Annotated in this window: 18 protein-coding genes and 1 pseudogene; 9 read left to right on the top strand and 10 right to left on the bottom strand. The window is 64.5% G+C overall.

Going from position 1 to position 18,059, the window contains the following annotated elements:
• The first annotated feature begins 2 nt into the window (after positions 1-2).
• From ACE3PR_RS00215 to ACE3PR_RS00195, 5 genes are read left to right on the top strand one after another with little or no spacing between them, the layout of a single operon-like run.
• Positions 3-1,226 (top strand): VWA domain-containing protein, encoded by a 1,224-nt coding sequence (locus ACE3PR_RS00215; protein ID WP_374366820.1) that lies wholly within the window; start codon positions 3-5, stop codon positions 1,224-1,226.
• Entirely contained in the window at positions 1,223-1,549 is a 327-nt protein-coding gene (locus ACE3PR_RS00210; protein ID WP_374366818.1) for an XdhC family protein, read from the top strand. The genes ACE3PR_RS00215 and ACE3PR_RS00210 overlap by 4 nt, the downstream gene beginning before the upstream one ends.
• Positions 1,546-2,217 (top strand): XdhC family protein, encoded by a 672-nt coding sequence (locus ACE3PR_RS00205; protein WP_374366816.1) that lies wholly within the window; start codon positions 1,546-1,548, stop codon positions 2,215-2,217. The genes ACE3PR_RS00210 and ACE3PR_RS00205 overlap by 4 nt, the downstream gene beginning before the upstream one ends.
• Entirely contained in the window at positions 2,214-3,839 is a 1,626-nt protein-coding gene (locus tag ACE3PR_RS00200; RefSeq protein WP_374366814.1) for an NTP transferase domain-containing protein, read from the top strand. The genes ACE3PR_RS00205 and ACE3PR_RS00200 overlap by 4 nt, the downstream gene beginning before the upstream one ends.
• The gene (locus ACE3PR_RS00195; protein ID WP_374366812.1) at positions 3,836-4,252 is read left to right on the top strand and encodes an iron-sulfur cluster assembly scaffold protein; all 417 of its coding nucleotides are present in this window, start codon (positions 3,836-3,838) and stop codon (positions 4,250-4,252) included. The genes ACE3PR_RS00200 and ACE3PR_RS00195 overlap by 4 nt, the downstream gene beginning before the upstream one ends.
• Before the next feature lie 11 nt (positions 4,253-4,263).
• Here the strand turns inward: ACE3PR_RS00195 and ACE3PR_RS00190 are convergent, their stop codons facing one another.
• Genes ACE3PR_RS00190 through ftsE form a run of 4 tightly spaced genes read right to left on the bottom strand, consistent with a single transcriptional unit; the run spans position 4,264 to position 7,423 of the window.
• Entirely contained in the window at positions 4,264-4,974 is a 711-nt protein-coding gene (locus ACE3PR_RS00190; protein ID WP_374366810.1) for a lysophospholipid acyltransferase family protein, read from the bottom strand.
• Positions 4,971-5,714 carry a YdcF family protein gene (locus ACE3PR_RS00185; RefSeq protein ID WP_374366808.1) on the bottom strand — a complete coding sequence of 248 codons (744 nt, stop codon included), beginning with the start codon at positions 5,712-5,714 and terminating at the stop codon, positions 4,971-4,973. Before ACE3PR_RS00185 ends, ACE3PR_RS00190 begins: the two co-directional genes overlap by 4 nt.
• A 21-nt stretch (positions 5,715-5,735) precedes the next feature.
• A complete protein-coding gene (locus tag ACE3PR_RS00180; protein ID WP_374366806.1) occupies positions 5,736-6,701 on the bottom strand; it encodes a cell division protein FtsX in 966 nt (321 codons plus the stop codon).
• The gene (ftsE, locus tag ACE3PR_RS00175; RefSeq protein WP_374366804.1) at positions 6,701-7,423 is read right to left on the bottom strand and encodes a cell division ATP-binding protein FtsE; all 723 of its coding nucleotides are present in this window, start codon (positions 7,421-7,423) and stop codon (positions 6,701-6,703) included. Before ftsE ends, ACE3PR_RS00180 begins: the two co-directional genes overlap by 1 nt.
• Positions 7,424-7,721: 298 nt before the next feature.
• Between ftsE and ACE3PR_RS00170 the strand changes: the two are divergent.
• The 3 genes and pseudogenes from ACE3PR_RS00170 to ACE3PR_RS00160 all read left to right on the top strand — a co-directional run.
• Positions 7,722-7,832, top strand: a pseudogene (locus ACE3PR_RS00170) (zinc-ribbon domain-containing protein); the annotation flags it as partial.
• A gap of 12 nt (positions 7,833-7,844) precedes the next feature.
• Positions 7,845-8,558, top strand: a complete 714-nt coding sequence (locus ACE3PR_RS00165; protein ID WP_374368081.1) for a hypothetical protein — start codon at positions 7,845-7,847, stop codon at positions 8,556-8,558.
• A 337-nt stretch (positions 8,559-8,895) separates the two neighbouring features.
• Complete coding sequence (locus tag ACE3PR_RS00160) at positions 8,896-9,330, top strand: response regulator (RefSeq protein ID WP_374366801.1); 435 nt, start codon at positions 8,896-8,898, stop codon at positions 9,328-9,330.
• Positions 9,331-9,536: 206 nt separating this feature from the next.
• Here the strand turns inward: ACE3PR_RS00160 and ACE3PR_RS00155 are convergent, their stop codons facing one another.
• The 4 genes from ACE3PR_RS00155 to argH all read right to left on the bottom strand — a co-directional run bounded on the left by ACE3PR_RS00155 (position 9,537) and on the right by argH (position 15,021).
• On the bottom strand, positions 9,537-12,077 hold the full coding sequence (locus ACE3PR_RS00155; RefSeq protein ID WP_374366799.1) for a TIGR02302 family protein: 2,541 nt from the start codon (positions 12,075-12,077) through the stop codon (positions 9,537-9,539).
• A gap of 66 nt (positions 12,078-12,143) precedes the next feature.
• A complete protein-coding gene (lysA, locus tag ACE3PR_RS00150) occupies positions 12,144-13,403 on the bottom strand; it encodes a diaminopimelate decarboxylase (protein WP_374366797.1) in 1,260 nt (419 codons plus the stop codon).
• 17 nt (positions 13,404-13,420) lie between these two features.
• Positions 13,421-13,597, bottom strand: coding sequence for a lipoprotein (locus ACE3PR_RS00145; protein ID WP_374366795.1), 177 nt, complete (start codon positions 13,595-13,597; stop codon positions 13,421-13,423).
• The gene (gene argH / locus ACE3PR_RS00140; protein ID WP_374366793.1) at positions 13,594-15,021 is read right to left on the bottom strand and encodes an argininosuccinate lyase; all 1,428 of its coding nucleotides are present in this window, start codon (positions 15,019-15,021) and stop codon (positions 13,594-13,596) included. Before argH ends, ACE3PR_RS00145 begins: the two co-directional genes overlap by 4 nt.
• On the opposite strand from argH, the gene ACE3PR_RS00135 reads away from it, so the two are divergent.
• Positions 15,020-15,574, top strand: a complete 555-nt coding sequence (locus ACE3PR_RS00135) for a TlpA family protein disulfide reductase (protein WP_374366791.1) — start codon at positions 15,020-15,022, stop codon at positions 15,572-15,574. The two genes, argH and ACE3PR_RS00135, sit on opposite strands and share 2 nt — an antisense overlap.
• A 12-nt stretch (positions 15,575-15,586) precedes the next feature.
• Here the strand turns inward: ACE3PR_RS00135 and ACE3PR_RS00130 are convergent, their stop codons facing one another.
• Both ACE3PR_RS00130 and ACE3PR_RS00125 read right to left on the bottom strand, forming a co-directional pair.
• Positions 15,587-17,116 (bottom strand): hypothetical protein, encoded by a 1,530-nt coding sequence (locus ACE3PR_RS00130; protein WP_374366789.1) that lies wholly within the window; start codon positions 17,114-17,116, stop codon positions 15,587-15,589.
• 2 nt (positions 17,117-17,118) lie between these two features.
• Positions 17,119-17,994, bottom strand: coding sequence for a 3-hydroxybutyryl-CoA dehydrogenase (locus ACE3PR_RS00125; RefSeq protein WP_374366787.1), 876 nt, complete (start codon positions 17,992-17,994; stop codon positions 17,119-17,121).
• Between the last annotated feature and the right edge of the window lie 65 nt (positions 17,995-18,059).

Below are 18,059 nucleotides of genomic sequence, written 5' to 3'. Positions count from 1 at the left end.
TCATGTCGGAAGTCACCCCGGACATGGTGAGCGACGCGGCGACGGCCTCGCGCCTCCACGAAAACATCCTGCATTTCGCGCGGGTTTTGCGCCGCGCCGGCCTGCCGGTCGGTCCCGGCCAGACACTGGATGCCATCGCCGCGGTGAAGGCGGCGGGGATCGGCAGCCGCGAGGATTTCTACTGGGTGCTCCACGCGATCTTCGTCAACCGGCGCGACCAGCGCGAGATTTTCGACCAGGCCTTCCACGTCTTCTGGCGCAACCCGAAGCTCCTCAACCGCATCATGGGATTGCTGCTGCCGCGCTTCAAACAGGAGCCCAGCGCCGAGGATGAGGAGTTGGCGCCGCGTGTCGCCGATGCGATGGCGGGCGACCGGCCCCACCAGGCACCGGAAGCGCCCGAGGGCGAAGAGATCGAGCTCGACGCCAGCCTCACTTTTTCCGACCGCGAATTGCTCCAGGCCAAGGATTTCGAGCGCATGAGCGCGGCCGAGATCGCCGAGGCGAAACAGCTCATCCGCCATTTCCGCCTGCCCATCATGGAAGTACCGACCCGGCGCCACCGACCCGACCGCCGGGGAAGACGGGTCGATCTTCGCGCCACTTTGCGCGCCAGTCTGCGCAATGCCGGCGCCATTCCGCTGAAACTGAAAAGCCCCAAGCGGCGGCATCCGCCTCTGGTGGTGCTGTGCGACATTTCCGGTTCGATGAGCCGCTATTCGCGCCTCTTCCTTCACTTCCTTCATGCCGTCACCAGCGACCGCGACCGGGTGCACACGTTTCTTTTCGGAACCCGCCTCACCAACATCACCCGCGACTTGAAGCAGCGCGATGTCGACGTCTCGCTCGACCGCGTCGCCCGCCATGTGCTGGACTGGTCCGGCGGCACGCGGATCGGGCCGAGCCTTGCGGAATTCAACCGCCGCTGGGGCCGCCGCGTGCTGGGCCAGGGCGCCATCGTGCTCCTGATCACCGACGGTCTCGACCGCGACGCGATCGAGGTGCTGGAAGCCGAGATGGAACGGCTTCACAAATCCTGCCGGCGCCTGATCTGGCTCAATCCCCTGCTCCGCTTCGAGGCCTATCAGCCGATCAGCCAGGGACCTCGGGTGATGATCCGCCACGTTGACGAGTTCCGGGCAATCCATAATCTAGACAGCATGCAGGCGCTCACCGCCGTCCTTTCGGCTCCGGGGCGGGCGCGGCTGGAAATGAGGGCCGCATGACATCGACCGAAGATCAGGATCTGCTCGCCATCGCCGCCGATTGGAAGCGCTCCGGCCATGGCGTCGCCATCGCCACCGTGACCGCCACCTGGGGATCGTCACCGCGCCAGCCCGGCAGTCAGCTCATTGTCGACGATGAGGGCCGCATGCTGGGTTCGGTTTCCGGCGGCTGCGTCGAAGGTGCCGTGGTGCGCGAGGCGATCGAGGTGATGGCCGACGGCAAGCCGCGCCTCCTGGATTTCGGCGTCACCAACGAACAGGCGTGGGAGGTGGGCCTCGCCTGCGGCGGGAAGCTGCAGATCTATGTCGAGCGCGTGGAATGAAACTTACCGCCATCGAGCGCCTGCAGGAACTGGCAGCGCAACGGCAGGCCGTGGCGCTGATCACCGATCTGATGAGCGGCGCGCAGCATCTGGTCCTGCGCGCGGAAGCTGAGCCCGACATCCGCGCGGCGATCGAAGCGGATCGCAGCGGCGAATTGACGATCGCCGGCAAACGCTGTTTCGTCCTGGTGCGCAACCCGGCGCCGCGCGTGCTCATCGTCGGCGCGGTCCATATCACGCAAGCCCTGGCACCGATGGCGGCACTGGCCGGTTACGACGTGACCGTGATCGATCCCCGGGGTGCCTTCGCCACCGCCGACCGCTTCCCCGGTGTGGCCCTCAGCAATGACTGGCCGGATGATGCACTTGCCGCCTTGCAGCCGGATTTCCGCACCGCCGTCGTGACGCTAACCCACGACCCCAAGCTCGACGATCCGGCCCTCATCGCCGCCTTGCGCTCCGATGCCTTCTATATCGGCGCTTTGGGCAGCAAGAAGACCCATGCCAGCCGCCTCGAGCGCCTGCGCGCGGAAGGCTTCGGCGCGCAGGATCTCGCGCGTATTCACGGTCCGGCGGGCCTGGCCATCGGCGCCAAATCGCCGGCCGAGATCGCCATCTCCGTCCTCGCCGAATTGACGGCGCGGCGCCGCCTGAACGCCCAGCCATGATTTTTGCGGACCTGCCGCTTGGCGATTGCCAGGGTGCCATTCTGGCCCATAGCCAGCGCGTGGGCACCGAGATGTTCCGGAAAGGCCGCGTCCTCTCGACCGACGATCTCGCGCTGATGAAGGCCGCCGGATTGGCCAGCATGACCGTGGCGAAACTGGAAACCGGCGACGTTGCCGAGAACGCCGCCGCGCAGGAACTGGCCGAGGCGCTCCTCACACATCGCTCTCACCTCAAGGCCGATACCGCCTTTACCGGCCGGGTCAATCTCCATGCCGCCGAAGCCGGCGTGCTGGTACTCGACACAGCCGCCCTCGACGCCCTCAACGGGATCGACGAAGCCATCACCATCGCCACATTGCCGCCTTTGGCGACGGTGTCCGTGGGACAGATGGTGGCGACGATCAAGATCATTCCCTATGCGGTGCCGCGCGAGCCACTCGATAAAGCACTTAGCATCATTCGTGGGGCGGCGGATGCCTTGTTGAAACTGCATCCCTACCGCCCGCATCGCGTGGCTCTCATCCAGACCGAACTTTCCGGCGTGAAGCCGAGCGTGCTGGAAAAGACCGAGCGCATCATGACCGAGCGTCTTGCCGGCATGAACCAGGTGGCCCCGGTGATCGCGCGCTGCGCGCATCAGCCGGCGGCACTGGCCGCCGCGATCACATCCGCTTTGGCTGAGGGCGCCGAGATGGTGCTCATCGTCGGCGCCTCGGCGATCAGCGACCGCCGTGATGTCATCCCGGCCGCCATCGAAGCCGCGGGAGGTGCCGTCGATCATTTCGGCATGCCGGTCGATCCCGGCAATCTGCTGCTCCTCGCTCATATCGGCGCGGTGCCGGTGCTGGGTCTGCCCGGCTGCGTGCGTTCGCCTAAGCTCAATGGTTGCGATTGGGTGATGCAGCGCCTGCTGGCAGGCCTCGCCATCACGCCGGACGACATCCGCAAGCTCGGCATCGGCGGGTTGCTGGCCGAGATCCCCAGCCGCCCGCAGCCGCGCGAAGGCCAGATCCCCGCCGGCGCTCCCAAAATCGCCGCCATCGTGCTGGCCGCCGGCCGCTCCAGCCGCATGGGCGCCAACAAGCTGCTGCTCGATCTCGCCGGGCGCCCGATCGTCGCCCATGTGGTGGCTGCAGCGCGGCGCGCCGGATTCAGCGAGATCGTCGTGGTGACCGGACATCAGGCCGGCAAGGTAAAGGCGGCGCTCGCCGGCGAACCCATCCGCATCGTCGAGGCGCGCGATTATGCGCTCGGCATGGCGGCCTCGCTCAAGACCGGCATCAGGGCGCTCTCGCCCGAAGCCGATGCCGCCCTCATCCTGCTGGGCGACATGCCCCAGGTCTCGGACACGCTGATGCGCGGATTGATGCGCGCCTATAATCCACTGGAAGGCCGCGCCATCGTCCTCCCCATCGCCGACGGGAAACGCGGCAATCCGGCCTTGTTCGATCGGCGCTTCTTCAGCGAGATTCTGTCCCTCGACGGCGATGTGGGCGCCCGCCACATCATCGCCGGGAATGCCGAATTAGTGGTGGAAGTGCCGGCGGCGGCGCGCGAGATCTTCGTCGATGTCGACACGCCGGAAGCCTATCGCCAGATCGTGGCGGAGCGGGAGCCATGAGCCAGGCACTCTATCACGAAGCCCTGGTCGCCCGCGCCCGTTCCGGGCTCGGCAAGGGCCGGCTCGATCCGCATGATGCCAGCGCGCGGCTCGACAATCCCCTTTGCGGCGACCGGGTGACGCTCGATCTCAAAATCGCCGATGGGCATATCACCGGTATCGGTCATGAGGTCAAAGGCTGCCTGCTCTGCGAAGCTGCCGCCGCCACCATTGCCGGCCAACTCAAAGGGGCGACACCGGCGCAGGCGCGCGAAATGATCGCCGCCGTGACCGCGCTGATGAAGGATGGGACGGCCCTGCCCGAAGCCTTTGCCGAGCTCGCCATTTTCACGCCGGTCCATCTGGCGAAGTCGCGCCGCGATTGTGTGCTGCTGCCCTTCGGCGCGCTCGAAAAGGCGCTGGCGGCTTTTTAGCTTTCCCCGTTCTAACTTTCCTGGGCCAATCGGTTCGAGGCCGTCTCGATGCGGCTCTCCAGCTCGCGCATGAAGGATTTGCGGTCGAGACCCGGCGGGATCGGCGGCAGATATTCGATGGTGATGGTTCCCGGCTTCTTCAGGATCGCCTTCTTTCCCCAGAACAGGCCGGAATTCAGTGCCACCGGAATGACCGGCACACCCAATTGCGCATAGAGGGCGGCGATGCCGGGCTGATAGGGCCGATGAGCCCCTGGAGCGACACGGGTTCCTTCCGGAAAGATGATCACCGGCCGCCCTTGGGCGAAGGTCGCCTTGGCATCGGCCACCATTTTCTTCAGCGCCGCCGCCTTGCCGCTGCGATCGATCGCGATCATGCCGACGCGGCGCAGAAACCAGCCGAAGAGCGGAATATGGAGCAATTCCTTCTTCAGCACGAAGGCTGGTTGGTTCAGTCGCCAGGAAAGATAAAGCGTCTCCCAGGCCGATTGATGTTTCACGGCAAAGAGCACCGGCTCTGCCGGCAGATGCTCGCTGCCGATCTCGCGCATGTCGAGGCCGACGCAGATTCTGAGCAGCCAGAGCGACCCCGCGATCCAGATCTTGCCGGCCTTGTGAATGACCGAAGCCGGGGCGAGGAGCAGCGGCAGGCAGACGATATGCATCGCCGCCGTCCACAGCAGATAAAGCGTATTGAACAGCAGGGCGCGGAACCCGATCATGCGGAATCGGATCCGAAGAGATCGGCCCAATCCGGCAGCGACCAATCGCCCGTCATGTCGCGGATCGATTGCGCGCCATCATTCGCCCAGATCAACGCGTCATGGCTGACGGCCCGCATCCAGGCCCCGATGAATTTGTGATACTCGCCGATGAGCAGCCCCAGGATGCGCGGCTTGACGAACCAGAAGCCGTCCTGCACTTCGGGCGGATAGACCGGATTGAGAATGAGTTCGATCTCCGGCAGGGTGCGGCGGAATTCCAGGCGACTGCGCTGGATATGATAATTCGCCGTCACCAGCCGCACCGAGCGCACATTATTGGCCTCGACCCAGGCCGCACTTTCGGCGGCATTGCCGACCGTGTTGCCGGCCTCATAGCCGAGGGTGATGCAGCAGGCCTGCAGGGCGGCGCTGGGCGCGGCGTCGCGATCCTCGCCCAAGCCGTCGATCACCTGCGTCAATGAGACGCCCTGCGCCACGCCGGTGATCAACAGCCGCGGCGCTAGGCCCGCTTCCAGCAATCGGAAGGCTTCCGCGAGGCGGTCGCGGCCGCCGGTCAGCACCACGATGGCATCGGCGCGCGTCGTCACGTCACGGACGGCGCGTGGGATGGCCGCGGTGAAGCTAAGAAATCCGAGGAGCCAGATGAAGGCCAGCAGCAGGGCGATATGAACCAGGAAGCGGCCCGATCCACTGCGCTGAATCCCTGGGTCCCGGAAATTGATGCGATTGACCCCCATAGCCGGCCTTTCCTAGCAGGTTCAGACCAGCCGCGCCAGCGACCGCAACACGGTCCAGCGCGCGGTAATCATGGCGATGAGAGTGGCGGCAAAGGGCAACATGCCGAGGATCGCCCATTGCCAGGCCAGGAACTTGACATCGAGGCCGAGCGAACCGGGACTGAACCCCGAGCTTTGGGAAATGTCCGGCGCCCCCCCCCCCCCCATGCCCGTTCCCAGACCTGTCTCCAGGGGTCCGGAGAGATGCAGCAGGTAATCGATGCCATACAGCGTCGCCGCCGCCAGCAGCGTGCCGGCAATGCCGCCCGCCAATCCCTGGCGCAGGGCCTGGGCCTGGAATTGCTGCGCGATATAGGCATCGGGCGCGCCGATGATATGGACGATTTCGATGACACTGCGATGAATCGAGAGGCCGGTCCGGGTGACGAAGACGATGGTGAGCGCCGTTGCCGCCAGGACCAGGCCGGTCAGCAAAGCCGCCAGCAATTTGAGGCCGCGCAGGAACGAGAGCGCGTCCTCGATCCAGGCGCTGTGATCGTCGATCGTGGCGCCCGGCTGGATCGCGGCAAGATCGCTTTGCAATTGCGCGCGGTCGAGCTGTGCCTCCGGACGCAAGGTGACGGCGATGAGCGAGGGCAGCGGAATGTCGAGCTCGCTCGCGGAGGCGCCGAGCCAGGGTTCCAGCAGCCGCGCGATCTCGCGCTCGTCGAGCAGGGTGGTGCCGGCGACGCCCGGTGTCGCACTCAGAAGATCGATGATCCGGTCGAGCTGGATGCCGCGATCGGTGACGCTGATATCGCCGTCGAACGGTATCTCGACCGTGAGATTGCCGGTGAGGCCCGATTGCCAACGCTCGGCGACGCGGTCCACCACCATCGCCGCCCCCACCGCCAAGGCGGCAAGATAGACCATGAAGCCCAGGATCCACGGCAGGAAGCGCGCCGCGGCATCGCGGTCGAGCGGCAGATCCGAACGCATCCCCAGCATCAGGCTTGATCCGGCGTGGCAAAGGGGGCCGCCGCGCCCGGGCGGTTGCGCGCGGGTTGCGCGGGGTCGAAGACACGGACCGAGCTTTGCTCCAGTCGCAATTGCCGGTGCGTGAAGCGGCTGACCAGGGAATCGTTATGGGTTGCCACCACCACCGTCGTGCCGAGCTTGTTGAGCTCCTCGAAGAGATACATCAAGCGCAATCCGATGACATCGTCGACATTGCCGGTGGGTTCGTCCGCCAGCAGCAGATTGGGCCGAGCGATGACGGCGCGGGCGATGGCGACACGCTGCTGCTGGCCGCCCGAGAGGGTGGCGGGCAGCGCATCCAGTTGATCGGCAAGACCCACCCAGCTCAAAAGTTCTGTGCAATGCCGCCGCACATCGGCCTCGCGCACGCCGGCGACACGGAGCGGCAGGGCCACATTGTCCAGCGCCGAGAGATGCGGGATCAAACGGAAATCCTGGAACACCACGCCCACGCGGCGGCGAATGGCGGGAAAGTCGCTGCGGGCAAGGCTTGCCACGTCGCGGCCGAACAGGCTGACGATGCCGGCGGCCGGCCGCAGGCCCAGATACATCAGCTTCAACAGCGAGGATTTGCCAGCGCCGCTGCGCCCCACCAGAAAATGGAACGAGCCGGGCGCCAGGGTGAAGGAGATATCGCGCAAGATCTGCGGGCCGGTGCCGTATTGCACCGAAACCTGATCGAATAAAACCACGGATCCAATCCAACGCTTTGGGGTTGGCCGAGGCGGCGCCTCGGTTCAGCCCCGGAACGACCGGCGATCCACCACGGCGCCTTGCGGCGGTAAGGGAAGGCTGGCCAAATTTCGCCGCTACCATCGCATAGCCGCTTTGCCCCCGTAAAGCATGTGCCGGGCAGGGCCTGGGCCAGAATCGTCGTCGCCGGAATTGTCGTCGCCCGAATCGTCGTCTCCCGAGTCGCATGGCGATCCGATCCGCCCCGCTTGTCCGGCGGGGGACAGCAACCTATAAAGATTGCGGCAAAGCGAGAGAGTGGACGAATCGGTGATTGTTTCCTGCCCAGCCTGTGCCACAAGGTTTTCACTGGACGCGGCGTTGCTTGGCGACGCGGGGCGCAATGTGCGTTGCGCGAAATGCGGCCATAAGTGGAAACAGGTGCCCCCCAAGCTCGAATCGCCGGAGGGCGCCCCGCTGGCGACTTTCGACGAACCGGCGCCCGCGGCACCCAATGGTGGCGAGCCGATTGGGGCCCAGCCCGATTCGGGCGGTCTTGCTGCCGATCCCCTTCCAGCCGCCGGCAACACGGTGCTCGAGCCGGGCGTCGAGATTCCCGCCGCCCCGCCCCGGCCGCGCTCGCCCCAGCGACCGACCGGCCCCATCACCATTCCGCCCAAATTGCGCCCGGTCATGCCGCGGCGGCGCCATGTGGTCCGCCCGGCCTATATCCTGCTGACCGGCTTCGTGCTCGGCTTGCTGGGCGCCCTCTTCTATTTCCGGGCCGAAATCGCCCGCGCCGTGCCGGCTTTCGACATGGTCTACAGCCTGATGGGCATCTCGACCAGCAACCCGGCCAAGGATCTCGATATCGGCAATCTGGTGTTCAATCGCCGCAATGCCGATGGCGTCTCCGTGGTCTCGATTCAGGGCGACATCTTCAACAAATCGGAATTCCCGGTTCAGGTCCCGCATCTGGTGGCGATCCCCACGGCCAAGGACGAGGCCACCGGCAAGGATGTGGTGCTGGAACCCTGGCACCCCTTCCGCCTGGAACAGGAAGTGATCGAACCGGGCGAGACCATTAGCTTTCGCACATTCTTCGAGAATTTGCCCAAGGGGACCAAAAGCCTCACCGTCACCTTCTTGGAATAGCTGGGATTTCGCGCGAAAGAGACTCGCGTGGCGCCGCAAATCTGCCATTATTTCCTAGTGATATACGCCTCCGGGTGGGTGCCCGTTCCACCAAATATTAACTCTTGGGCACTAGCTTACGAGGAGACCAAGGGTCCGAGTCGCCGCTCCACCGGGACCAGCGAGCGGAAACGGCCAGGACGGACGGAACTGCGATCCAAGATTTGTGTTTCATGGCTCCAGCTCGACGCATTAGCCCGACGCAGGGATTTGATGCAGACGTTTGATGCGGGCGCCATGAACCGATACCGAGGTCTGAAGGCGATGATCGTGCAGTGGGTAAAGGAAGCAGCAGAAAATGAATTCAGTGGCGTATGCGCGCAATGTCGAGTTTGGCAGGGCTGAGGCGAACGTGGCTGCAATTCTTCTGGCAGAGGACGACGAGGCCGTCAGGACCTTCGTCACCCGCGCTCTCACGCATCGTGGCCACAGCGTGGTCGCGGTGAGCGACGGTCAGGCCGCCATCCGCGCTCTGGAAGCCCAGACCTTCGATCTTATGCTGACCGATATCGTCATGCCCGGTCTCGACGGCCTCGCTTTGGCCGAGACCGCCGGCAAGATCAATCCGAAGATGACCGTTCTCATGATGACCGGCTTTGCCGCGGCGCGCGACCGGGTCTCGCAGGACGGCGGCGGCGTTGCCGTGGCCGACGTGATCACCAAGCCCTTCAGCCTCAAGCAGATCTGCAGCGCGGTCGACAGCGCCCTCGACGGCCAGAAGCCCGCGGCCTAACCGCCACCCGACAGGCTCCTAATTTTCCTGGAACATTTCGTACTAAAACTGAGGCCTTGGGCCTCTCACTCTGTCATCCCCCGCTTTAGGCGGGGGATCCATGAGTTGCTTTTTCCAGCCGCTAACAAAAAAACTCGTGGATGGCCCGCCTAAAGCGGGCCATGACAAGAAGGGCGTGGATACGCTTCCGACGATTCTGAAGCGTCTTAAAACTGCTTCAGCAGCCGATCGAGATAATCGCGTTCCTGTTTGGGCCGTGACGGATCGTTGCGGCGTTCGCGCAATTCCTCGAAGATCTGGCGCGCGCGTTCCAGGGCACCGGCTTCCGGCACCTTGACCCCGAACGTATCGCTGGTATTGCCGCCTGCGGTTTCATCCTCGGTCTTGGCCGGCCGGCCGAGAGGATCCATCTGATCGCGCCGGCCCGGACCGGGTGCCGCTCCCATCTGGCGCTGCATCATCTGCTGGGCCGATTGCAGGCCCTGCTGCAATTGATTGAGCGCCTCGTTCTGGGCATTCGCGGCGCCGTTGAAATCCGGCTGGTTGAGCGCCTCCACGGCGTCGCGCATCGCTTGCTCGGCGGCCCCCAGACCCTGCGGCAGATCGCCGAAGGCCTGGCCCATCTGGCGCATCAATTCACCCAGATCGCGGCGCAGCTGTTCCTGGCCCATGGCGCCCTGGCCGGTGCCGCGGCCCTCGCCGGGCATGCCGTCCATCTCGCCCTCGCCCATGCCGTCCTGTCCGCCGGGCTGCTGGCCGCGCTGGGCATCGAAGCTCTGCTGCAGCAATTCCTGCTGACGCTGCATCATGCGGGCAAGCTCGTTGGCCAGCTGCTGCCCCTGCTGGCCTTCGGGGCTCATCATCTGCGGCACGCCGGCCTGCAGGTTCTCCATCAACCGCTGCAATTGTTCCAGCATTTCACGCGCCGAATCCTTGGCACCGGATTGCGCCATGCGGCGCGCATCCTGCAGCATCTGATTGAGATCGCGCTGCGACAATTGCAGGCCGTTGGGTGACATGCGCTGCAAGGGCACGCCGTTCTCCATGGCGCGCTGCAATTGCTGCATCATGTCCTGCATGTAGCGGTTCATCGCTTCCTGCAGCTGGTTCATCAGCCGCTCGATCTCTTCATCCGAAGCACCCCGTTCCAGCGCCTCCATCAATTCCTGCTGCAGGCGCCGGAATTCCTGGAGGGCGATCGAGGTGCCGCCGTCTTCGATATCGAGGGCGGTGTCCCACATCAATTGCAGGATCGGCGGCAATTGCGAGGGGGCGAAGGGCTGATGGGCGAGGCGCCGCGCCGCCATATCCATGCCGAGATAGGCCGCGATGTTGCCTTCATAGGTTTCGGGCTGGGCTTTGAGGATCATCAATTCCCGCGCCACGTCCTGATGCCCCTGCCAATCCTCCGCCAGGCGCTTCCGGCCTTCGGCGATGGCGCGGGCGACGGGGTGGAAGAATTTGCGCTCGGGCAACGTCAGCGCCAGCGGTGCCGAGGCGCCGATCTGCCCCAGGGCGTCGCGCGCCACCAGGCGCAATTCGACATCGAGACCGGCCCAGGGATGCGCGGTCAGATCCTGATAGGCGGCACCGCGCGCGACACGTCCGCCGCCTTCGGCCTCGCCCGCTTTCCCCAGCGGCAATTTCAGTTCCAGACTGTCACTGCCGCGGCCGACCACCAACCGGAGATCGTTCACGCCGTAATCGTCCCTGACCTCATAGCCGAGGCGCAACACACCGCGATCCGTCACCGTGGGGTCGCCGGCAAAACCCGGCCGTGGGGCAAGATCCGGGACCAGCCGCACGGGCCATTCGGCGATTGTGCCGAGGCCGGATTTCACACCGATCACCTCGCCCTTTTGCAGCACCCGCTCGGCGCGCTGGGTGACGGCGTCGAGCACATCGAAATCCGCCGATTCATCATTGGCCAGCAAGGTGGCTGGGCCGGTCAGGCCATCGGTCGGCAAGCCCTGGGCCTGCATGAGCAGGCGCGAGCCCACCGGCACGTCGAGCGGCGCCGCCTTGTTGGCCTCGGCCCCGGCGGGATCGTAACTGAGACTGATCGGCGGCAGGCCGGTGTAATCGGGCGGCGTGATCCAGGCTTCGATGGTGATCTGCTCGCCGGCTTCGATGCCGGAAAAATTCGGCACCAGGGCCAGATCGAGACGCCGCTGCCAGGAACCGCCCGCGATAAAAAGACCAACCAGCGCCAGGAGCAACGCCGCATGGCGCAAAGCGAAAGGATCGCGTTTGGCAAAACCGGTATCGGGGCCCTTAAGATCCAGCCGGCCGATGGCGGCGAGCAGGCGCTGGCGATGCCGTTGCCACAGGCTGCGCGTCGCCGGATCGGCCAGATCGCCCACCGGCGCGTCGTCGATATGGGTGAGGGGCCGGTGATCGAGCTTGCTGTCCAGCTCCAGCCGTCGCAGGGCATTCTTGCGGTCGGGCCAGCGAAAACCACGCCCGCCGCGATAGAGGGCATAGAGCAAACCGCCAGCGAAGACCGCCAGCAACAGCACATGCGCCCAGACCGGCAATTCCCGCGGCAATCCCAACCAGGCAATGGCGAAAAACAAGGCCAGCACGACCGCCGCCGGCACCAGCGCCGCCGCGACCCGCTCCAGCAGCAGGACCGCCCAGGCGAGATCGATCATCACCGAGACCCGGAGCGGGAGATGAGGATTGGGGGCCTCGGGAGCCTGTCTTGTCACCGTTTGCCGCGCGTCGCCGCCGGGGATATCAGCCATCGGACCTCCCGCTGCATGTGGGGCCGGCACCCATCCGAACCGCGGATCGGGCGCCCGGTTCCGATGCTACAGCCAGCTTGGCAGAATGTCTTGACCGATGATTGCGTCATAAGTTTGGCGCGGCCTAACCACCTCAAACTTATCGCCTTTTACCAGCACCTCGGGCACCAGCGGGCGGGTGTTGTAGGTCGAGGACATGACCGCCCCGTAAGCTCCCGCCTCGCCGAAGGCGATGAGGTCGCCCACCGCCAGCGGCGGCAGTGGCCTTTGCTCGGCGAATTGATCGCCGGTTTCGCAGATCGGCCCCACCACATCGACCCGGGTCACGGCGGCATCGTCGGCCGGCTGCCGCACGGGCAGGATCTGGTGATAGGCGTCGTAAAGGGTCGGCCGGATGAGATCGTTCATCGCCGCGTCGACGATCACGAATTTGCGGCTCACACCCTCTTTGACGTTGATGACGCGCGCCACCAGGATGCCGGAATTGCCGACGATGCTGCGGCCAGGCTCGGCTTCCAGCTTCAGGCCCAGATTGCCGACCGTCTCGGCGACGGCAGTCGTGTAATCGGCAAAGCTGATGATCTGCTCGTCGCGATAGGTGATGCCGACCCCGCCGCCGAGATCCACCCGCTCGACATTGTGGCCCTCACCGCGCAGGGCCTTCACCAATTCCGCCATTTTCTGGAAGGCGTGGCGGAAGGGTGCGATGTTGGTCAGTTGCGATCCGATATGGCAGGCAAGGCCCTTGACTGCGATGCCCGGCAGCCCGGCGGCCTCGGCATAGATCGCCGGTGCATGATCGATATCGATGCCGAATTTGTTCTCGGCCTTGCCGGTAGCAATCTTGGCATGGGTCTTCGCATCGACATCCGGGTTGATGCGCAAGGCGACCGGCGCCTTCTGGCCCAGCGACAGCGCCACCTCGTTGAGGGCACGCAATTCACCGACGGATTCGACGTTGAACTGATAGATCCCGGCCTTCAAGGCCTCGGCCATCTCCTCGCGCGTCTTGCCGACGCCGGCAAAGACGATGTCCTTGGCGGCGATGCCGGCCTTCAAGGCGCGGTACATCTCGCCCACCGACACCACATCGGCGCCGGCACCGAGACCGGCCAGGGTCTTGATCACGGCCTGGTTGGAATTGGCTTTCAGCGAGTAATAGAGCTTGGCGTTGAGCCCGCCCAGGGCATCCGAGAAGTTCTGGAAATTCTGCGTGAGCTTCGCCGTCGAATAGCAATAGAACGGCGTCCCCACCGCCGCGGCGATGTCGGCAAGCTTCACGGATTCGGCGTGGAGCACGCCGTCTTGGTAATGGAACTGGCTCATGTGATGGTGCTGCTGCCTTAGGTACCGCTGAAGACACCGCCCTGCGGTTGGGTCGATTTCGGGTATTGGTCGGGGAAGGTGTTGCGCTGTTCTTTCGGCAAAACGGGATCACCCTTGCGGCCACAGGCGCTGACACTTAGGGCCAGCGCCAAAACGGCAACGATCGTCAGAACGGCAATCGGCGATCGGTTCATAGAAATCTCTCTCCCAGAAAACGATTGCGGGCAGCAAGTGCGGCGGCACGCACATTGTCCGGCGCGGTGCCGCCCTCGGATTTGCGGCCGGCCACGGAATTCTCGATCGAAAGAACGGGATAGACCGCCTCGCTGATCCTGGGCTCGATTTCCTGCATCTCGCCAAGGCTGAGATCGGCAAGGCCCTTGCCTTGATCCTCGGCGCGCTTCACCAGCGATCCGGTCACGTGATGGGCGTCGCGGAACGGCATGCCGAGTTCCCGGACCAGCCAATCGGCAAGATCGGTGGCGGTGAGGAATCCGCGCTCGCAGGCATCGCGCATGCGCGCCCGGTTGGGTGTCAAATCGCGCACCATGCCGGTCATGGCTGCCAGCGACAGCAGCACGGTATCGGTGGCGGCGAAAGTCGGCGCCTTGTCGTCCTGCATGTCCTTGCCATAGGTGAGCGGCAGGCCTTTCAGGATGATGAGAAGCTGCACCATCATGCCGATGACTTCGCCGGCTTTCGCGCGCACCAATTCGGCGGCATCCGGATTTTTCTTCTGCGGCATGATCGAGGAGCCGGTGGTGAAGGCATCCGACAATTTGATAAAGCGGAAGCCCTCGCTCATCCAGATCACGATCTCTTCGGCAAGGCGCGAGAGATGCACGGCGAGGATCGAGAGTGCGCCCAGATATTCGAGCGCGAAATCGCGGTCCGAGACGGCATCCAGCGAATTGGCGCTGGGCCGGTCGAAGCCCAATGCCCTGGCCGTCATCTGCCGGTCGATGGGAAAGGTCGTGCCGGCGAGTGCTGCCGCCCCCAAAGGCGATTCATTGAGGCGCTTCCGTGCATCGGAAAGACGCCCCAGATCGCGCCCCAGCATTTCGACATAAGCAAGGAGATGATGACCGAAGGTGACCGGCTGGGCCGGCTGCAGATGGGTATAGCCCGGCATCACCGTCGCCGCCTCGGCCTCGGCCCGGTCGATAAGTGCTGCCACCAGATTTTTCGTCTCGGCGGCAACTTCGTCGGCCGCGCGGCGCACCCAGAGTTTAAAATCGGTCGCGATCTGATCATTGCGCGAGCGCGCGGTATGGAGCCTGCCCGCCGGCTCGCCGATCAGTTCGCGGAGGCGCTGCTCGACATTCATGTGGATGTCTTCGAGTGCCACCTTGAACTCGAATTTCCCCGCCTCGATCTCGGCTTTCACCTGCTGGAGACCCTTGGCGATCGCCGCCCCGTCCGTCTCGGAAATGATCCCCTGCTTCACCAGCATGGCGGCATGGGCCAGCGAACCCTGGATGTCCTCGGCATAAAGTCGCTTGTCGACGCCGATGGAGGCATTAATCTCCTGCATGATCGCGGCGGGGCCGGCGGCAAAGCGCCCGCCCCACATCGCATTCGCGGCATCCGGCTGGTTCGAGGTTGATTTGGTACTCATGTTCTCAAGAAGAATGGCGGTTTTCGGGCTGTTTCTGGCGGTCTTTCTGGCCCCGGTCACGGCCGATTTCGCCCGCGCGGAACAGGTGGGCGACTTTAGCCCGATCGATCCACCCCTGCCAACGCCCAAAGAAGGCTTCGAGGACCAGATGGGAGCCAAGCTCGACCTGACCGCTTTCAGGGGCCAGGTCGTGGTCTTGAATTTCTGGGCCAGTTGGTGCGCCCCCTGCATCGCCGAAATGCCGACCCTGGATGCCCTCCAGGAAAGCCTCGGCCCGGATGGCCTCAAGGTGATCGCCGTCTCCCTCGACCGCGAGGGGATCAAAAAGGCCGCCCCCTTCTTCCGCCGGACCGGGGTGAAGCACCTCACCCTCTATACCGACCGGTTGAGCGACCTCTTCCAGGAACTCGAAGGCTCGGTCCTGCCCACCACCTTCATCCTGGATCGCGAGGGCCAGGTGGTGGAGAAATTCATCGGCCCCACCGATTGGAACGGCGAGGCAGTGAAGGAAAAGCTGAAGCCCTATCTCGCGGCGGCGACGCCCGCAGGCTAGGCGCCGGCGCCGTCACTCCCGCGCATAGATGGCAAAGTCCGTGTGGTTGGAGCGCGTTTCCTCGACCAGGCGGTAGTTGCTCCAGATCTCGGCGAAAGCTGGTTCGTCATTGAGGCGATCCGCCATGTTGCGGCCATCGGGCAGCAAGGCCGTCCGGTTGACCACCACCACATCCGGCTGGAAGCGCCGGAAATCGGCGATCACGCTCTGCAAAAAGGCGTCGCGGTCCGGCGCCGCGACGCGCTCGATACTCTGGATCGCCCAGAGGCTCTGCCCGCGCGCCGCCATCTTGGTGCCGAAGATGGGAATGGCAAAGATCGCAGGCGGCCCGCGAATATCCAGCAGGGCCATGCCATTGCCGCGGTCATAACGATGCACCGCCGCGACCACCCGATCCTCCGCCATCCGTTCCGGCTGCAGATTGTAGGTCTGCAGCGCCGCGGTGGCGAAGACGGCAAAGGCCGCCAGCAAAGCCGAGACGCCGAGTGCCATTCTTGCGCGGCCGAAAGGTTGCGCGAGGAGCGAGAGGATTGCGAGAAACCCGGCGAGTCCGCTCGCCATCTCGAAGGGAATGAGGTGATAGGCATAGCCGCGCGCCTGCAGGAAATAGGCCAGCAGGAAGGCCGGTTCCGTTACCAGCAGCGCGGTGATGAGCGGGCGCAAGGGCGCTGTTTTCGGCAGGCGCCACCAGAGCAAGGCACCGATGGCCGCGATGGCGATCGCCGGCATGCGCTGTCGGAAGAAATCGCCGAAGAGAAAGCCGGTATCGTGCGAGATCGGCAGATAGAAGCGAATGGTGAAGCGCACCATTTCCAGCCAATCGGGAAAGATCGCGAAGCTGATCGCGAGAAGGGCCAGGCCAGCCAGAACAGCCGCGCGGAGATCGACCGATTTCAACAGGCTTTGAAAGCCGAAACGCCAGATCCGGAGCCCGTAGATCGATATCGCAACCGGCAGGTAATGCGGCTTGATCGCGATGGCGAGGGCGGCGGCGATACCGATCGCCATCCGCAGGGAAAGCCGGCACTCACCGCCGGTCAGCAGCACCGCGAGATAGGCGATGAGCGGCAGCAGGAACATGAAGACCAGGCTGTCGCGCTGCCCGAAATGATAGGCCTGCAAAGAGAAAGCGAGAAAGACCGCCTGCAGTACCGGCCACAGCCAGGGTCGCATGCCGTTTCCCAGCCAGACCGGACGCAGGATCGCCGCGGTGAGGCCGAGAGACGCCAATATCATCAGCGAGGTCGCGAGATGATGTGCCGGCGCCATCGGCAGATGGAGCCAGCGCATCAGCAGGGCCGCAGGCAGATAAAGGAGGACGGCGATCGGCGTATTCACTTCGACGATATCGGCACCGAGGCGTGCCCCGTCCAGCAGGCGCCCGGCCGCCACGATCAGCCAGATCACGTCTTCGTTGAGGATGACCAGTTGCTGCCGATAAAGGCAGATCAGCCAGATCGCGGCCGACAGCAGCAGGAAAAGAAAGAGAGGGCGCGCTCCCGCCGCCCTCTGCCCGCTCAGGCCCGACGGGGCGGGAGACACGGTCAGCGCGTCGGGATCGGCGTCTCGCCGCTGTAATCGTAGAAGCCGCGGCCGGCCTTCTTGCCGTACCAGCCGGCCTCGACATATTTCACCAGCAGCGGACACGGACGGTACTTGCTGTCGGCAAGGCCCTCATAGAGCACCTGCATGACGGCAAGACAGACGTCGAGGCCGATGAAATCGGCAAGCTCCAGCGGACCCATCGGGTGGTTGGCGCCAAGCCGCATCGCGGTGTCGATGGCTTCCACATTGCCGACACCTTCATAAAGCGTATAGACCGCCTCGTTGATCATCGGCAGCAGGATGCGGTTGACGATGAAGGCCGGGAAATCTTCCGAGGTCGCGGTGGTCTTGCCGAGCTTCTCGGCCAGTTCGCGAACCTGGTTGAAGGTGTCGTCATCGGTGGCGAGACCCCGGATGAGCTCGACCAGCTTCATCAGCGGCACGGGGTTCATGAAATGCATGCCGATGAATTTCTGCGGCCGGTCAGTGGCAGCAGCGAGGCGCGTGATCGAGATCGAGGAGGTGTTGCTGGCGATCAGCGCTTCCGGCTTCAGGAGCGGGCTGACCGCGCGCATGATCTCCTTCTTGACCTCTTCCTTTTCGGTCGCGGCCTCGATGACGATATCGCAATCCTTGAGATCGGCGAGGTTCTGCGACACCTTGATGCGGTTGATCGCCGCGTCTTCCTCCGCTTGGGAGAACATGCCGCGCTTCACCTGGCGGTTCATGTTGCCGCGGATGGTCTCCAGCGCCTTGTTAAGCTGCGCCGGATTGGTGTCGACCATCTTGACGTCGAGCTTGGCCAGAGCGCTCACATGGGCGATGCCGTTGCCCATCTGCCCCGCCCCGATAATGCCCACCTTTTCGATCGTCACGTTGGTACCTCTTTGCTGGTTGGAACCAGGTTGCGGCGGCGCGCTTAGCACGCCGCCGCCCCGCT

Source organism: Dongia sp. (assembly GCF_041909655.1).
GTDB lineage: Bacteria > Pseudomonadota > Alphaproteobacteria > Dongiales > Dongiaceae > Dongia.
The sequence above is the reverse complement of the archived record's forward strand: the minus strand, read 5'-3'. Positions and strand labels throughout refer to the sequence as shown.

Coding starts and splice junctions, on each gene's coding strand:
- ACE3PR_RS00215 (WP_374366820.1), top strand. CDS start 3: ATGTCGGAAGTCACCCCGGACATGGTGAGCGACGCGGCGACGGCCTCG.
- ACE3PR_RS00210 (WP_374366818.1), top strand. CDS start 1,223: ATGACATCGACCGAAGATCAGGATCTGCTCGCCATCGCCGCCGATTGG.
- ACE3PR_RS00205 (WP_374366816.1), top strand. CDS start 1,546: ATGAAACTTACCGCCATCGAGCGCCTGCAGGAACTGGCAGCGCAACGG.
- ACE3PR_RS00200 (WP_374366814.1), top strand. CDS start 2,214: ATGATTTTTGCGGACCTGCCGCTTGGCGATTGCCAGGGTGCCATTCTG.
- ACE3PR_RS00195 (WP_374366812.1), top strand. CDS start 3,836: ATGAGCCAGGCACTCTATCACGAAGCCCTGGTCGCCCGCGCCCGTTCC.
- ACE3PR_RS00190 (WP_374366810.1), bottom strand. CDS start 4,974: ATGATCGGGTTCCGCGCCCTGCTGTTCAATACGCTTTATCTGCTGTGG.
- ACE3PR_RS00185 (WP_374366808.1), bottom strand. CDS start 5,714: ATGGGGGTCAATCGCATCAATTTCCGGGACCCAGGGATTCAGCGCAGT.
- ACE3PR_RS00180 (WP_374366806.1), bottom strand. CDS start 6,701: ATGCTGGGGATGCGTTCGGATCTGCCGCTCGACCGCGATGCCGCGGCG.
- ACE3PR_RS00160 (WP_374366801.1), top strand. CDS start 8,896: ATGAATTCAGTGGCGTATGCGCGCAATGTCGAGTTTGGCAGGGCTGAG.
- ACE3PR_RS00155 (WP_374366799.1), bottom strand. CDS start 12,077: ATGGCTGATATCCCCGGCGGCGACGCGCGGCAAACGGTGACAAGACAG.
- lysA (WP_374366797.1), bottom strand. CDS start 13,403: ATGAGCCAGTTCCATTACCAAGACGGCGTGCTCCACGCCGAATCCGTG.
- ACE3PR_RS00145 (WP_374366795.1), bottom strand. CDS start 13,597: ATGAACCGATCGCCGATTGCCGTTCTGACGATCGTTGCCGTTTTGGCG.
- ACE3PR_RS00135 (WP_374366791.1), top strand. CDS start 15,020: ATGTTCTCAAGAAGAATGGCGGTTTTCGGGCTGTTTCTGGCGGTCTTT.
- argH (WP_374366793.1), bottom strand. CDS start 15,021: ATGAGTACCAAATCAACCTCGAACCAGCCGGATGCCGCGAATGCGATG.